Genomic DNA, 16,548 nt, shown 5'->3' on the forward strand with positions numbered 1-16,548 from the left:
CGCTTGCCAGGGAATACCCCCGATCCTTGCCGGGTCATCATCGATGACGACCTCGCCGAGCGTCATGGTACGAATCTTGCTGGATCCCTCTATTAGTTTCACTCGCGCGATCCCTGTGAGGTTCCGATGCAATCACTGATGACTCCCTCTGAAGCGTACAGTTCGCTATCAGCTCAGGCTAACAACCGCGGCGTGCTGGCGGCGGCGGCCACCGGCTTAAGCACCTTTATCACCGACAAAGGCGGTGATGTTGATCGTATTTTTGGTATCAGCGGCATTGATTCCGAGTTGCTGGCCAGCCCGACGCTCAGTCTCGGCCTGGTGAACTACTGCCGTGTGATGGAAGAAGCGGCGCGCCACTCTGGTTTTGATAACTTCGGTTTGCATTACGGCAAGCAGTTCAAACCGCAGTCATTAGGGCTGATTGGCTACATCGGCTTATGTTCACCGACGCTGGAGCAGGCGCTGCACAACGTGGTGAATGCCTTTCCCTGGCATCAGCACGATACGCTGACGCGTCTGATCGATAAAGGCGACTGCTGGCGACTGGATTATCAGGTGCGGCATGGGGCGATCCTATCGCGTCGGCAAGATGCAGAGCTGACGCTCGGCATGTTCCTCAATCTGATCCGTCACGTGGCGGGCAAAAACTGGGCGCCGCGTGAGGTACACTTTGAGCATCCGCGCCCGGAACAGTGGCACGAGCACTGCAAAGTGTTTGATGCGCCGGTGTGGTTCGATCAACCGTTCAACTCACTGCTGATCCCAAAACGCGATCTGCTGCGCGCCATGCCAGAGCAGGATCCCATGCTGCTGATGGTCATGCAGGATGCTATTCGCCGTCTGAACAGCAGCGCTTCACTGCAAAGTGTGGTGGAGCAGGCGCGTTCTCAGGTCAACTTATCGTTGATGCAGGGCGAACCGGTGCTGGAAGAGATCGCGGATAAAATGGGGCTGTCGAGCTGGTCGCTGCAACGGCGGTTGCGCGAAGAGGGCATCAGCTTCACCGCGCTGGTGGATAAAGTGCGTTGCGAAATGGCCACGCACTACCTGCAACAGAAGCAGTTGCCGATCTCGGAGATGGCGCTGCTGCTGGGCTATTCCGAAGTCAGTGCGTTTTCACGCGCTTTCCGGCGCTGGTTTGGCATCAGCCCGCGCCAGTGGCGACAGGATGGGCTGGCGAGTTAGTCTGATGCGGCGCGAAGCCGAACCACGCGGGCTGGGTGCGGTCTGGCGGCGGCGGTAAACCTTTCGACTGACCTATCAACTGCCAGGCGCGCAGGCACAGCGTTTCATCACCTTGCGTCTGCGTGACCGCATAACGTCCTCTGTTTTGCCACTCCAGCCGCACCATACATTGCTGTCCGGCGTAATGTGCCGCGTCGGTAAACTGCCGGTTGAGCTGGTGCTGCATCTCATCAGCCCACTTGCAGGATGCGCTGCCAGGTTCACTCTGAGGCTGACACAGGTTGGTCATACTTTCCGTGGGATGCGATGGGGCATGCTGGCAGGCGCTGAGCAGGGTGCTCAACAACAATGTGCCAGCAACGCGGTGAAATAAGTTCATCTGTATGCCCGGATTTGCAAAACATGGGGCCAGTGTACTGAGCAGTAAGGGGATTGCTATGGCATTTCTCTGACTCTGATTAGATCCAGACTTTTTCGCAGAACCGTTCGCACGTGACACAGCCGAATACGCAGGGGCGGCCGGAAAGCCGCACCCTGCGAAAGCAGCCCCAATTTATGGCAAGGCGAAGGATTATTCCCCCGGCAGCTCCAGCTTGCTGTAGCCCAGTCCATTCATCTTCCGCACCCTGATCTGCACCGGGATGCGCTCTTTCATCGCTTCAACGTGGCTGATCACGCCGATGGTTTTACCGCTGGCGTTTAATGCGTCGAGGGCATCCAGCGCGGTGTCGAGCGTTTCGGCGTCCAGCGTGCCGAAACCTTCATCAAGGAACAGCGATTCAATGCGCGTTTTGTGGCTGACCAGATCTGACAGCGCCAGCGCCAGCGCGAGGCTAACGAGGAAACTCTCGCCGCCGGAGAGCGTGCGGGTATCGCGCGTGGTATCAGCCTGCCAGGTATCGACCACTTCCAGCTCCAGCTCATCCGTCACGCGGCGCTGCAACAGGTAGCGTCCGTGTAAGCGATCCAACTGACGGTTCGCCAGCCATACCAGATGATCGAGCGTTAATCCCTGAGCGAAGCGACGGAATTTGTCGCCTTTGGCTGAACCGATTAAATCATTCAGGCGACCGAGTTGCGCCAGCTCCACCTCATCATCGGCGATCTGCGTCAGTAACGCTTGCTGCTGCTGGCGCTGCTGGGCGTCGCTGTGCAACTGCTGCTGTGCTTCACCCTGCTGGCGGGCATTGTCGCGCAGGGCCAGACGCAGAGATTCCAGCTGTTCAGCGATAACCGCCGCCACTTCGTCACTCAGGGCAGCAGGGCGCTGTTGCTGATGGGCAGTGACGCGCTGTGCCAGCTGTTGGCGCAGGGTAATCTGCTGCTGACGCTGTTGCTCCAGGGCTTGCAGGTGCTGGCGCAGATGCTGAATGTCCTGTTCGTCCAGCAACGCGCTGCGCAATGCCTGCTCATCGGCGAAATCGCTCTGCTGGAGTGCGCTGTTAAACGCCGTTTCCGCCGCCTGCATACGCAGATGTATGGCCTGAAGTTGGCTATCAATCTGCTCACACTGACCATTCAGGCTGTGCAGCTGACTTTGTGCCTGCTGCCACAGTTGTAACTGCTGCGCCAGCGCCTGTTCGCACTGTTGCAGCAAGGCCTGCTGCTGCTGGCGTGCGACGCTCACCTGACGATCGCCAAACAGCTGCTGACGCTGCTGCTGCTGTTCTGCGTGCTGCTGTTGCAGGCTGCTGAGCACGTGCTGCAATGTCTCCAGCTGCTGCTGCTCGCGCTTCAGGTTGCTTTGCAGGTTGTTCTGCTCGCTGTCGGCTTTAACCAGCTGCGGCTGGAGCTCGGCCAGCATGCGCTCACTCTGTTGCCAGGTTTGCCAGCGCTGCTGCAAAGTTACCAGCCAGCTGGCACGGGCATCGCGATCGGGCAGCGTAAACTGATGTGCCGCCAACTGCTGTTCCAACTGCAGCGCTAACTGCTGCCAGGCGCTGTGCTCCTGAGTTTCCCGCTGATTCAGTTCATCAAGCGTTTGCTGCAGGTTATTCAGCTGCTGTTGCGCCAGCAGTTGTGCGCTTTGCTGCTGTTGCCACTGCTGTTGCTGTAACAGATGCGCATCTTTGGCCTGTTGTAGCGCTTGCGCCGCCTTTTCGCGTTGCTGAAGTTGCTGCTGCTGTGTGGCTTCCTGCGCATCTTGCTGCTGCTGCCACGCCGTAAAGGCTTCCTGCTGATCCAGCGTGCAGGTAAGTGCCAGCTCACCGCTGAAACCTTGCCACTGCTCGCGCGCCACCGCGAGTTGCTGTTCGAATTCAGCGATCTCCTGTTGCAGCACCTGCTGCTGTTGCAGCGACAGCTTTTGCTGCTCACTTTTCGCGGTGCCTGACTCTTTAAGCTTGCTGACCAGCGCTTCCTGCGCCGCCAGCCGCTGCTGGTTTTCACCCGGCTGTAATTGCTGATACTGCTCAATAGCCGGATGCTGGCACGAACCGCAAAGCGGGCAGGGCTGATCGGGCTGCAGCCGGGCGCGTTCATCAGCCAGCTGTGCAATGGTACGCTCCAGCTCGCAGATTTTGCGGAGATCGAGCAGCGTCTGGTTCTCACGTTTGTAATCGTCGCGCAGCGCCTGCAAAGCGCGTTCGTCTTGCTGATGCTGTTGCTGCAACAGCGTCAGTTTTTGTTGCCGCTGTTGCAGCTGAGGCTGCAACGACTGCCAGCGCGCCGCCAGTAAGCTGAGTTGATGGCGTGTCGCTCGCTGATGTTGATGCTGTGTGAGCGCCTCACGCAGTGAGGTGCTGCTGATTTCGGTTTCAAGTGAAGTGAGTGCCTGCTCCGCTTGCTGACGTTGCTGGCTGGCCTGCGCCTCAGCCTGCTGCAGAGGTTGCAACGCGCGATCACCCTCGGCAATCGCCTGCTGCTGTTGTGTCAGCTGCGCGTTTTGCTGCTGCTGTTGCGCACGAAGTTGCGTCAGCGCCTGTTCGCGTTCATCGAAACGAGCAATATCCGCCTGCCAACGCGTCAGTTCCGGCCCCCAGTGCGCCACCGCCGCTTCACGGCTGCGAAACGTCTCCTGCTCTGCCAGCTGCTGTTGTAAGCGCTCACGGGTTTGCTGATGCTGACTGAGCGCGATCTGGCTTTGCTGCAATGTCTGTGACTGTTGCGCATGGAGACGCTGCTGTTCCGCCAACTGCTGCGCGCGGCTGGCGAGCTGTTGGTCGATCGGAATCACCTGTTCGGTGAGCAAGGTTTCCAGCTGCTGCTGATCGGCGAGTGCCTGCTCACGCGCCTGCTGTGCCGTCTGATAACTTTTTTCACCCTGCAGCAGCGCGGTTTGCGCATCTTGCTGCTGAGTGTGTAACTGCTGCGCCTGCCGGGTTGCGAGCTGTTGATCTTGTTGTAACTGCTCGCGCTGCTGGAGTTTTTCTCGCAGCTTTTCAGCCGGCTCCGCGCGTGCCAGGCGCTGACGATCGCTTTCCGCCTGCTGCCATGCCTGTTCGGCATCCTGGTTCGCCTGTTCGGCTTGCTGCTGCTCCTGCGCCAGCTGCTGCGAGTGCGTCAGCCACTGTTGTTGCTGTTGCGCTTGATCAAGCTGCTCGCTCAGCGTTTTTTCTTGCGCCGTCAATGCTTCAACCTGCTGCATCAGCTCTGTGCGACGCACTTCATCCAGCAACAGCATGCCGCCCGCCCGCGCGCGCAAGGTCTCCAGATCGCTGCGTGCGGTGCGCCAGCGCTCGTAAATCTGCATTGAGATTTGGCCGTAGATCTCTGTGCCGGTCAGTTCTTCCAGCAGTTCGGCGCGCTCGCCCGGCTTGGCGTTGAGGAAGGCAGCGAACTGGCCTTGCGACAGCATCATCGAGCGGGTGAAGCGGTCAAAATCGAGGCCGGAGAGCGTTTCGATGAGCTTGAGTTTGTCGCTGACCTTATCAGCCACAATCTGGTTATCCGCCACCCGAGCCAGTTCGACGCGTGGCGCCTGCAATTTGCCGTCGGCCTGGCCGCGCGCGCGGTTCTGGCTCCAGAAGGCACGCCAGGCTTCCCCTTTAACCTCAAATTCGACTTCTGCCAGACATTCGGCGGTGTCACGGGTAATCAGTTCGTTTTGCGTCTGCGACAGTACGCCGAGGCGCGGCGTCTGGTGATACAACGCCAGGCAGATAGCATCCAGCAGTGTGGTTTTCCCCGCGCCGGTTGCGCCGGTAATGGCAAATAATCCGTTGCTGGCAAAGGGTTCACGGCGGAAATCGATAAACCATTCACCGCGCAGCGCATTGAGGTTTTTAAAACGTAACGTCAGGATTTTCATGCGGACGGGTTCTCCAGCGCGGCGAGGGTAGTGCGAAATAACTGCGTCAATTGTTCAGCCTGATCGGCGTCCAACTGATCTTCCTGCGCCAGGCGACGAGCAAACACCTCTTCGACTTTCAACTCGCTCAGGGTTTCGTTATCCATGCGCGCCAGGCTGCGTTGACGCTGTTCTCGGCTGCGGCGCACCAGCAGCACTTCCACCGGCAATGCTTCAGTCAGTTGCTCAACGCGGCGCTGCAAATCACTCAGGTACTCTTGCGTGGTGATTTCAATGTCGAGCCAGACGGGCTGCTCGCGATCTCCCTCACTAAATTCGCTCAGCTGTTGTTCGATTTCCGCCATTGAGCCTTTCAACATCTGCATCGGCTGGAACAGCGGGATCGGCAGCGCTGTAACGCTATCCAACTGAGCGCCGAACTCCAGCAGAAATACGCTTTTCTCACGTCCCAGTTCATCAAAGCTGAGCGGAATCGGTGAACCGCTGTAACGAATATGTTCACTGTCAGCAATACGCTGCGCCCGGTGAATATGGCCCAGAGCAATGTAATCCGCGGCGGGAAACGCCTGCGCCGGGAAGGCATCCAGCGTGCCGATATAGATATCGCGCACCGAGTCGCTTTTGGTCACGCCAACGGTGGTGAGATGGCCGGTGGCAATAATGGGAAGTGCACGATCTGCGCGTTCGGCCAGCGCAGCGGCATAACACTGCTGGTAATGCTGCTCAATCGCTTCCAGCAGTGAGATCTGTTTCTCGCGCCCGGATTGTCCCGCCTGGCTGCGCAAAATATCGCGTGGACGCAAATAGGGAATCGCACACAACAACGCCCCCGGCGTGCCATCGCGCTGATGCAGCGTCAGCACCTGCTGCTCGCCCTGTGGCGTGGCGCTGGTGATCACTCGCGTATTTAAACAGGCGAGTAATTCGCGTGATTCATTCAGGGTAGCGACGGAATCATGGTTGCCCGCCAGCACAATCAGCTGGCACTGCGTCGGTTGCAGCGCGACCACGAAGCGGTTAAACATTTCACGCGCATAGCTTGGTGGCGAACCGGTATCAAACAGGTCTCCCGCGATGATCAGCGCATCCACCTGATGCTGGGTAATCTGGTCCAGCAACCACTCCAGGAAGGCCTGATGCTCGGCCGCCCGGCTTTTGCTGTAAAAGAATTGACCGAGATGCCAATCCGCGGTGTGAATAATGCGCATGAATACTCCCTGCTTCGTTAAGCGAAGGCGAATTATAACCTCTTCAGATCGCAAAGAAAAAAAAGCGATAATCGTTGTCACATTTCTGTTTTTTAACTATTTATCATAGGTCGGGTTTTTCATAAAAGTGTCATAAAACTGACGCATAATGGCGCCGCAAATCCCAGTGACCTATTGTCACAAAAGCAGGAGTTATAATGGCTAAGCGCATTTTGGTTGTGGAAGACGAAGCTCCCATCCGTGAAATGTTATGTTTCGTGCTGGAACAGAATGATTATCAGCCTATTGAGGCAGAAGACTATGACAGCGCGATTGGTAAGTTGATCGAACCCTGGCCTGATTTAATTCTGCTGGATTGGATGTTGCCTGGCGGCAGCGGTATTCAGTTTATTAAACATTTGAAACGTGAAGCCATGACGCGCGACATCCCGGTGATGATGCTGACGGCGCGCGGTGAAGAAGAAGATCGCGTGCGCGGTCTGGAAGTGGGCGCGGATGACTACATCACCAAACCTTTCTCACCGAAAGAGCTGATGGCACGTATCAAAGCGGTGATGCGCCGTATTTCACCAATGGCGGTGGAAGAGGTGATTGAGATGCAGGGTCTGAGCCTCGATCCTTCCTCGCATCGCGTGATGTCGGAAAGTACCCCGCTGGAAATGGGACCTACCGAATATAAATTGCTGCACTTCTTTATGACGCACCCAGAGCGTGTTTACAGCCGCGAACAGCTGCTGAACCACGTATGGGGCACCAACGTCTACGTGGAAGATCGTACCGTTGATGTGCATATCCGTCGTTTACGTAAAGCACTGGAAGTATCTGGCCACGATCGCATGGTTCAAACCGTACGTGGAACAGGGTATCGTTTCTCTGCCCGCTACTAAACGGAGTCTTTTACCGTGCTGGAACGACTCTCCTGGAAGAGATTATTGACTGAGCTGGCGCTGGTCTGTTTGCCCGCGCTGGTGCTTGGTCTGTTGTTCGGTTATCTGCCCTGGCTACTGCTGATTGCAGTGTCGGGTGTGATGTTTTGGCACTTTAGAAATCTGATGCGTCTGTCGCACTGGCTGTGGGTCGATCGTTCTATGACGCCACCCGCCGGGCGCGGTAGCTGGGAACCGCTGTTCTACGGCCTGTATCAGATGCAACTGCGTAACCGTCGTCGTCGTCGGGAGTTGGGTAACCTGATTAAGCGCTTTCGTAGCGGCGCGGAATCCCTGCCTGATGCAGTGATCCTGACCACCGAAGAGGGCACCATTTTCTGGTGCAACGGGCTGGCACAACAGCATCTCGGGCTGCGCTGGCCGGAAGATAATGGCCAGAACATCCTCAATTTACTGCGCTATCCTGAGTTTTCCCGCTATATCCGCCAACGCGATTTTGACAAGCCGCTGACGCTGGTGCTGAACAATCAACATCATATGGAATTTCGTGTGATGCCCTACAGCGAAGGGCAATGGTTGATGGTGGCGCGCGATGTCACCCAGATGCACCAGCTGGAAGGGGCGCGGCGTAACTTCTTTGCCAACGTCAGTCATGAACTGCGTACGCCGTTAACGGTGTTGCAGGGCTATCTGGAAATGATGGACGATGCGGCGATGAACGAGCGCACGCGCGGCAAGGCGTTGCACACCATGCAGGAGCAAACTCGCCGCATGGATAGCCTGGTGAAACAGCTGCTGACCTTGTCGCGTATTGAAGCCGCGCCCGCTATCGATCTCAAAGAGACGGTGGATGTCCCGGGCATGCTGCAACTGTTGCAGCGCGAGGCGGAAACCCTCAGCCAGGGCCGGCACAGCATCCATTTCCGCACCGATCCGCACCTCAAAGTCTTCGGCAATGATGAACAGCTGCGCAGCGCCATTTCCAATCTGGTGTACAACGCGGTGAATCACACGCCGGAGGGAACGCGCCTCGATATCAGCTGGCTGCGCACCAAAGAGGGGGCGGAATTCAAAGTGTGCGATAACGGACCGGGGATCAGCGAGGAGCATTTGCCGCGCCTCACCGAGCGTTTTTATCGGGTCGATAAAGCCCGATCGCGTGCGACCGGCGGCAGTGGCTTAGGGCTGGCGATCGTTAAGCATGCATTGAGCCATCACACGGCGAGGCTGGAGATCACCAGTATTCCGCATCAGGAAACCTGTTTTAGTTTTGTGCTGCCACCACGCTTGATTGTGGCGAAAAGCGTTCACAGTAAGGTCAGTTAAGCACGACGGAGCGGCGCAATTTATTGCGCTATGCCAATGGATTAGGCCATGTACGAGTTATTCGCACATACGGTAGCGGCGCAATGTATTGCGCGATCAATCGTGCCGCTACAGAATGTGCACTTGAATGTTCATGACCTGATTGACGGAAGACCTGATGAAATCGCTGTTGCTGTTCACGTTGCTGCTGTGCTCTGCGCTGGCACCAGCCCAACAAACCATGCTCACCGGCAATTTAAGCAGCGTCGGTTCCGACACCCTCGGCTATCTGATGACCTTATGGGGCGAGGATTTCAGCCGCCAGTCACCGGGCGTTAACGTTCAGGTACAGGCGGCTGGATCCTCAACCGCACCTACCGCGCTGGCGGCAGGCGCAGCCCAACTCGGGGCGATGAGCCGCCCGATGCAAATTGATGAACGCCAACTGTTTACCTCGCGCTACGGCTATCCACCGCTGGCGGTGCCGGTGGCAATGGATGCGCTGGTGGTGGTGGTGAATCAGGACAACCCGCTATCCCGTATCGATCAACCACAACTCGATGCCCTTTTCTCTGTCACCCGCCTGTGCGGTGCGCACGCTGTGCCGCAGCGCTGGGGCGATCTTGGCCTCAATCAGGGGAATTGGGCGCAACGCAGCATTCAACGCTTTGGCCGTAACTCGGCATCGGGAACCTGGGGTTTCTTTAAACAGCAAGCGCTGTGCAAAGGTGATTTCCGTTCAGACGTTGCAGAGTTTCCCGGCTCGGCGGCGGTGGTGCAGGCAGTGGCGGCGACCCCTAACAGCATTGGTTATGCCAGTTTTGGCTTTCACCTGAGCGGCGTGAAAATGGTACCGATCGTGACTACACAGGGCGACAGCGTGATGCCCGATGCCGAATCGATTCGCAATGGTCGTTATCCGTGGTCGCGTCCGCTCTATATTTACGTCAATAAAGCGCCGGGCAAACCGCTGCCGCCACTGGTAAATGCGTTCTTACATCAGGTGTTATCGCCAGAAGGGCAGCGCCGGGTGACGGAGGCCGGTTATCTGCCGCTTTCCGACAGCCAGATGGCGCAGGCACGTGCTGCCATTGAGTAAAATTGAAGAACGAACATCCGATCATGAATTTTATTCACGTCACCTGAATTTTCTTCCATTGCCCAATGTGTTTCGGCATGTCACTCTCTCTGGACATTTAGCCATCCAGATGGCTATAAGTAACCAGATGAAATTATACCCTGACGCAATTATGCGTTTAGCCAGGAGTGAACATGCCACAACAACAACCGTTCCGTGCCGATACCGTCGGCAGTTTTCTGCGTCCTGCAGCGATCAAGCAAGCGCGCGTGCAGTTCGCCAATGGCGAGATCACGGCTGAGCAACTGCGTCAGGTAGAAGATAAAGAGATCCGCCACGTGGTCGAGCAGCAACGTGCCAACGGCCTGCAAGTGGTAACAGACGGCGAGTTCCGTCGCGCCTGGTGGCACTTTGACTTCTTTGGCGATCTGCAGGGCGTTGAGCTGTTTGAGGCTGAGCAGGGCATTCAGTTCAATGGTGTGCAAACTAAAGCGCACGGCGTGATAGTCACCGGCAAAGTGGCCTTTAATCCGCATCACCCAATGCTGGATCACTTCCGCTTCCTGAAAAGCATTGCAGGCGACGCCGTGGCGAAGATGACCATCCCCAGCCCAAGCGTGCTGCATTTCCGTGGTGGACGTAAGGTGATCGATGCCACCGTTTATCCCGATCTGAAAGAGTACTTTGCTGACCTGGCGCAGACTTACAAAGATGCGATTGCGGCTTTCTATGCGGCGGGCTGCCGTTTTCTGCAGCTGGATGACACCGTTTGGGCTTACCTTTGCTCATCGGATCAGCAGCAACAGATCCGTGAGCGCGGTGAAGATCCGCAGGAACTGGCACGTATTTACGCTGAGGTTCTGAACAAAGCGCTGGAAGATAAACCGGCTGACCTGACAATTGGTCTGCATGTGTGCCGCGGCAACTTCCGCTCAACCTGGATTTCTGAAGGCGGCTATGAGCCAGTGGCCGAGATTCTATTTGGTCAGGTGAATATCGATGCCTACTTCCTCGAATATGACAACGAGCGTTCCGGTGGTTTTGAACCGCTGCGCTTTATCAAGCCAGGTCATCAGCAAGTGGTATTGGGTCTGATCACCACCAAAAACGGTGAACTGGAAGATCCAGCGCAGGTAAAAGCACGCCTGCAGGAAGCCTCGCAGTTTGTTAGTCTGAACCAGATTTGCCTCAGCCCACAATGTGGCTTTGCCTCAACAGAAGAGGGCAACAGCCTGACGGAAGAGCAGCAGTGGCAGAAGATTCGTCTGGTGGTCGATATTGCCAATCAGGTGTGGTGATGCTGTAAACTTGTGCAAACAGGCGCGTAAACCGCGCCTTTTGTGCATCTGAAAGCCCATTTTTGCAATGAGATCTCCCGCAGTGCGGAAACTTTAAGCAAATCATCTGAGGTGTTTTCACGCTATTCCCCGCTGATGCACTGCTTTGTGTCACTTTCTTGTTATATCCTTCTGGTTTTCCGATCCCGTATTGCCTTTCTTCGCTATAAACGTTTTAATTTGCGCCGTTGTCGATTTATCCCTCTGCGAACAGAAGAAAAGTAGATTAAATCACCTGCGCTTTAACGATTAGGCCCGCATAACACTCTGATCTCATCAGATAAGCCTTTGTTTTCGCGCATGCAGAGGACAACACGCACTCAACTTCCACCGCAACATCAGCTACAGGCAGTACAGAAGTTTATGACACATCGTTTAACCTCCAAGGATATCCTGGCGCTGGGCTTCATGACGTTTGCCCTGTTCGTTGGCGCAGGAAACATTATCTTTCCACCTATGGTGGGGATTCAGTCTGGCGAACACGTCTGGATTGCCGCTTTCGGCTTTCTGATTACTGCTGTTGGCTTGCCGGTGATGACCGTTATCGCCCTGGCACGCGTCGGTGGCGGCATTGATGCCCTCAGCTCGCCGATTGGTAAAGCCGCAGGCCTGCTGCTGGCAACGGTTTGCTATCTGGCGGTCGGTCCGCTGTTCGCCACGCCGCGTACTGCGACCGTGTCGTTTGAAGTGGGGATTGCTCCGCTGACCGGTGATGGTGCGCTGCCGCTGTTCATCTACAGCCTGATTTATTTTGCGCTGGTGATTGGCATTTCCCTGTATCCAGGCAAATTGCTGGATACCGTCGGCCACTTCCTCGCTCCGTTGAAAATCGTGGCGCTGACCATTCTCGGTCTGGCAGCACTGCTGTGGCCGGCCGGTGGTATCGCGCCTGCAACGGCCGATTATCAGCGCGCAGCCTTCTCCAGTGGCTTCGTTAACGGCTATCTGACCATGGATACGCTGGGTGCGCTGGTGTTCGGTATTGTTATCGTCAACGCGGCACGTTCTCGCGGCGTTGAAGATGCGAAACTGCTGACCCGTTACACCATGCTGGCGGGCGTGATTGCCGGTGTTGGCTTGACGCTGGTGTACCTGAGCCTGTTCAAACTCGGTTCTGGCAGTGCGGGTCTGGTTGATCAGAATGCCAACGGCGCGGCGATTCTGCATGCGTATGTGCAGCAGACCTTTGGCGGTATGGGCAGCTTCTTCCTGGCGGCATTGATCTTCGTAGCCTGCATGGTGACGGCGGTGGGCCTAACCTGTGCCTGTGCAGAATTCTTTGCGCAACACCTGCCGTTGTCGTATAAAGCGCTGGTGTTTATTCTGGGTCTGTTCTCAATGGTGGTGTCGAATCTCGGCCTGAGCCATTTAATTCAGATCTCGATTCCGGTGCTGACGGCCATTTATCCGCCGTGCATCGTGCTGGTGGTGCTGAGCTTCACCCTGAAGTGGTGGAATAAGAGCTCGCGTATCATCGCGCCGACCATGCTGGTAAGCCTGCTGTTCGGTATTGTTGATGCCATCAAAACCACGAATTTCAAAGATGTGCTGCCGCTGTTTAGCCAGCATCTGCCGCTGGCCGATCAGGGACTCTCCTGGTTGCCGCCATCGCTGGTGATGCTGGTGATTGCCGCAGTGGTGGATCGGGCAAAAGGACGCGAACAAGTCGCTGTCCACCAGTAAGAAACATTGCTGTTAATTTCAACCACGGGCTTGCCCGTGGTTTTTTCATTTACAAGGTATTGGTGTTATGCAAGAAACCAACAAGCTCAAACGCGGACTGAGCACGCGCCACATCCGCTTTATGGCGCTGGGATCGGCAATCGGTACCGGGCTGTTTTACGGCTCGGCGGATGCGATCAAAATGGCAGGTCCCAGCGTGCTGCTGGCGTACATCATCGGCGGTGCGGTGGCGTACATCATCATGCGTGCGTTGGGTGAGATGTCAGTGAATAACCCACAGGCCAGCTCGTTCTCGCGTTACGCGCAGGACTATCTGGGGCCGTTGGCGGGTTACATCACCGGCTGGACCTACTGTTTTGAAATCCTGATTGTGGCGATTGCCGACGTGACGGCTTTTGGTATCTACATGGGCGTGTGGTTCCCGGAGGTGCCGCACTGGATTTGGGTACTGTCGGTGGTGCTGATTATCGGTGCCATTAATCTGATGAGCGTGAAGGTGTTTGGTGAAGTTGAGTTCTGGTTCTCCTTCTTCAAAGTCGCCACCATCATCATCATGATCATCGCCGGTTTTGGCATGATTTTCTGGGGCATTGGCAACGGCGGACAGCCAACGGGTATCCATAACCTGTGGACCAACGGTGGCTTTTTCGCCCACGGTATTGTCGGCATGCTGCTGTCACTGCAGATGGTGATGTTTGCCTATGGCGGTATTGAGATCATCGGTATCACTGCCGGTGAAGCCGAAGAGCCGGAGAAGTCGATTCCACGCGCGATTAACTCAGTTCCGCTGCGTATTCTGGTGTTCTATGTGGGCACGCTGTTTGTCATCATGTCGATCTATCCGTGGAACCAGGTTGGCACCTCCGGCAGTCCTTTTGTGCTGACTTTCCAGCATTTGGGCATTGCAGCGGCGGCATCGATTCTTAACTTTGTGGTATTGACGGCGTCACTGTCGGCAATCAACAGCGATGTGTTCGGCGTCGGGCGTATGCTGCACGGCATGGCGCAGCAGGGCCACGCACCGAAGATGTTCCAGAAGGTATCCGATCGCGGGATTCCGTGGGTCACGGTTGTGGTGATGATGTTTGCGATGCTGATCGCGGTGTATCTCAACTACCTGATGCCGGAAAAAGTGTTCCTGGTGATCGCCTCGCTGGCGACCTTCGCCACAGTGTGGGTGTGGATCATGATTCTGCTTTCGCAAATCGCGTTTCGTCGCAAGATTGGCAAAGAGCAGGCGGGTAAATTGCAATTCGCCCTGCCTGGCGGCGGCAAAACCGCCTGGGTTGGCGTGGCCTTCCTTGTGTTTATCATTGCCCTGATCGGTTATTTCCCCGATACGCGCGTGTCGTTGTATGTCGGCTTCGCGTGGATTGTGCTGCTGTTGCTGGCCTGGCCGCTGGCAAAAAAGCGTAAAGCCTGATTATCCCGATGTGCCTGACGGGCAGAATGTTTGCTCGTTAAGCATGGTGAGAAAAGTATCGCTCAGGGTGGGAAAGATTCCCGCCCTGAGCTTTTCAGCATGATGAAACGTGCCTGCCGAAGCGCGACTACCAGTTGCTCCCCAAGGCAATCTCGCCGCCCGCCGGGCTGAGGTGATTGTCGTCGTAATAGAGCGGCAGCCCCCCGCTGGTGATCATACAACCCTGCTCATTACATAGATTCTCGCGCAGCGATAACACGCGCACGCCGTGTTGCTTATAGCGTTGCAATAATTTCTCCACGGCCTCTTCCGGGAACTGGAACAACCTGGTGCGCTCTGAAAGCAGCGGCGGGGCTTCCCACTTGCTCAGCCAGGCGCTCAGTTCACGACGAATCGGGATGTTACGGTTATTGCTGTAGCGCAGCGGATCGACATCCACTGAAGGGGCATCCTCTATTACCGTGACCTTTTTACCCGCCTGAGTCAGCTGGGCCACCACGCGATCCATGCCCGCTTGCAGCGCATCCAGATTACTTTTTTCGGGATGATCGGTTTCGCGGAAACCGGCCCCCGGTAACAGGCTCATACCCGATGCCCAATAGGCGCTGATCACCACTTCGTCCACCTTGTCGCTCAGCACCATCTTCAGTACTTCCTGATTAAAGGTGATGCATTGCTGCGCATGACGCGGCATTTGGTTCACCACGCGCGTGGCTCCAATCAGAAACGGGCAGGAGGCTTTGGTGAGTTGATACAGCGGCTTGTGCTGACGTTCTGCATAGCTCGACACCGAAGCACGCAGCGCAGCAGCGTGACTGTCGCCAATTAAGGCGATACCGGGGCGATCGGTGTTTGGATGGCATTCAGTATGGCGGGAGGGCAGGTTAGCCCCGTACTCAAGCAGACACGGATTACGCTGTGCCGATATTTTCCAGCTGTCCGCATTGACCACTAGCTCACTGACGCGCGATTTCATGCCCCCGGTTTGCCACAACAGCAACATCGCTCCCGCAGCAATGATGGACGAGGCACAGTAGCCGGGAATCACCCAACGCGTGCCGGTGCGCGCCTGGCGGAAAGGCTGTTCGACAAAGCGCCATGAAAACCAGGCGATGCCCAGTGCTACGCCGCTGATCATCAAACCTTGCCAGACAGTAAGGGGATGATCGCTGCAGATGCGCGCCAGACTCAGCAGCGGCCAGTGCCACAGGTACCAGGAATAGGAGACCTTACCGATAAAGCGCATCAGCGGATTTTCTAACAGTCGCTGATTGAGCTCACTGCGGGCGCCAATCATCAGGCAACCTGCCAGCACCGGAACGATTGCCAACCAGCCGGGAAATTGGCTTTGGCTACTGAGCAGCAGGCTGGCAGAGAGTATCATCAGCCAGCCCAGCAGGTTGAGCATGCCGGCGGCACGGCCGGTGAGTGGCTGCGGTTTCCACAGCGCCAGCAGCACACCGGCACCGAGTTCCCAGGCACGTGTTGGCAGCAAATAAAAGGCGTGGGTGGCGGCAAACGGCGTAACCCAGATACAGGCCGCCAGAGAAATCACGCTCAGAATCAGCACGACACTGCTCATCGATCTTTTTAGTCGTACCGCCAACAGCAGAATAAACGGCAACACAATGTAGAACTGTTCTTCAATTCCCAATGACCAGGTCATGAGCAGGGGATTTAAATCAGAGTCGGTACTGAAATAGTCGCCACTCTTCAGTAACAGCATATTTGGCACGGCGATAAATACCGCCAGGCTGTATTTGGCTAACTGGCTGAACTCCAGGGGTGATAGCAGAATAAAGCCCAACAGCAGCAATATCGTCATCATAAAAAATAACGCGGGGGCGATACGTTTAATTCGGCGTAAATAGAATTGATAGAAAGAGAATCGACCCTCGGATATTTCTTTGCTGATAATACCACCGATCAGAAAGCCGGAAATAACAAAGAACAGGTCGACACCAATAAAACCGCCCTGCAGCGAGGTGACGCCAGAGTGATAAAGTACCACCAAAATTATGGCGACGGCGCGCAGGCCGTCAATATCCGCCCGATAGCGGTGAGAGGCATTCGCAGTCATAATTTAACCCAGAAGTTAGGATAGGGATGGTTAACCGTTCCAGAAAAAATAAATCGGCGCATCCTGTCGCCGAAAAAAGTTACAAAGGAGAAAAGTGGGTATTACAAGGG

Annotated in this window: 11 protein-coding genes; 7 read left to right on the forward strand and 4 right to left on the reverse strand. The window is 56.1% G+C overall.

The genetic code is table 11. The features are described from left to right. Positions 1 to 126 precede the first annotated feature (126 nt). The gene (qhpR, locus tag ACXI0A_RS05975; RefSeq protein WP_224934170.1) at positions 127 to 1,188 is read left to right on the forward strand and encodes an AraC-like transcriptional regulator QhpR; all 1,062 of its coding nucleotides are present in this window, start codon (positions 127 to 129) and stop codon (positions 1,186 to 1,188) included. Here qhpR and ACXI0A_RS05980 read toward each other — a convergent pair. From ACXI0A_RS05980 to sbcD, 3 genes are all read right to left on the reverse strand, one after another. Then, on the reverse strand, positions 1,148 to 1,567 hold the full coding sequence (locus ACXI0A_RS05980) for a cell envelope integrity TolA C-terminal domain-containing protein (RefSeq protein ID WP_476149904.1): 420 nt from the start codon (positions 1,565 to 1,567) through the stop codon (positions 1,148 to 1,150). The two genes, qhpR and ACXI0A_RS05980, sit on opposite strands and share 41 nt — an antisense overlap. Positions 1,568 to 1,759: 192 nt before the next feature. Continuing rightward, the gene (locus tag ACXI0A_RS05985; RefSeq protein WP_476149902.1) at positions 1,760 to 5,437 is read right to left on the reverse strand and encodes an SbcC/MukB-like Walker B domain-containing protein; all 3,678 of its coding nucleotides are present in this window, start codon (positions 5,435 to 5,437) and stop codon (positions 1,760 to 1,762) included. Continuing rightward, positions 5,434 to 6,645: an exonuclease subunit SbcD gene (gene sbcD, locus ACXI0A_RS05990; RefSeq protein WP_476149900.1), complete on the reverse strand. Its 1,212-nt coding sequence runs from the start codon at positions 6,643 to 6,645 to the stop codon at positions 5,434 to 5,436. The genes ACXI0A_RS05985 and sbcD overlap by 4 nt, the downstream gene beginning before the upstream one ends. Before the next feature lie 197 nt (positions 6,646 to 6,842). Here sbcD and phoB point away from each other — a divergent pair, with 197 nt between their 5' ends. The 6 genes from phoB to proY all read left to right on the forward strand — a co-directional run bounded on the left by phoB (position 6,843) and on the right by proY (position 14,358). Next, positions 6,843 to 7,532: a phosphate response regulator transcription factor PhoB gene (gene phoB / locus ACXI0A_RS05995; RefSeq protein ID WP_034830536.1), complete on the forward strand. Its 690-nt coding sequence runs from the start codon at positions 6,843 to 6,845 to the stop codon at positions 7,530 to 7,532. Positions 7,533 to 7,547: 15 nt separating this feature from the next. Next, positions 7,548 to 8,858, forward strand: coding sequence for a phosphate regulon sensor histidine kinase PhoR (phoR, locus tag ACXI0A_RS06000; protein WP_224934166.1), 1,311 nt, complete (start codon positions 7,548 to 7,550; stop codon positions 8,856 to 8,858). Positions 8,859 to 9,015: 157 nt separating this feature from the next. Beyond that, positions 9,016 to 9,936, forward strand: a complete 921-nt coding sequence (locus ACXI0A_RS06005; RefSeq protein ID WP_476149897.1) for a phosphate ABC transporter substrate-binding protein PstS family protein — start codon at positions 9,016 to 9,018, stop codon at positions 9,934 to 9,936. Positions 9,937 to 10,109: 173 nt separating this feature from the next. Beyond that, positions 10,110 to 11,213 carry a 5-methyltetrahydropteroyltriglutamate--homocysteine S-methyltransferase gene (locus ACXI0A_RS06010; RefSeq protein ID WP_476149895.1) on the forward strand — a complete coding sequence of 368 codons (1,104 nt, stop codon included), beginning with the start codon at positions 10,110 to 10,112 and terminating at the stop codon, positions 11,211 to 11,213. A 402-nt stretch (positions 11,214 to 11,615) separates the two neighbouring features. Beyond that, on the forward strand, positions 11,616 to 12,935 hold the full coding sequence (gene brnQ / locus ACXI0A_RS06015; protein WP_224934163.1) for a branched-chain amino acid transporter carrier protein BrnQ: 1,320 nt from the start codon (positions 11,616 to 11,618) through the stop codon (positions 12,933 to 12,935). A gap of 67 nt (positions 12,936 to 13,002) precedes the next feature. Further along, the gene (gene proY, locus ACXI0A_RS06020; RefSeq protein WP_476149893.1) at positions 13,003 to 14,358 is read left to right on the forward strand and encodes a proline-specific permease ProY; all 1,356 of its coding nucleotides are present in this window, start codon (positions 13,003 to 13,005) and stop codon (positions 14,356 to 14,358) included. Positions 14,359 to 14,485: 127 nt separating this feature from the next. Here proY and ACXI0A_RS06025 read toward each other — a convergent pair whose 3' ends face one another. Beyond that, positions 14,486 to 16,438: an SGNH hydrolase domain-containing protein gene (locus tag ACXI0A_RS06025; RefSeq protein WP_476149891.1), complete on the reverse strand. Its 1,953-nt coding sequence runs from the start codon at positions 16,436 to 16,438 to the stop codon at positions 14,486 to 14,488. Positions 16,439 to 16,548: the final 110 nt, after the last annotated feature.

This window comes from Pantoea sp. C1E2, from assembly GCF_056491465.1.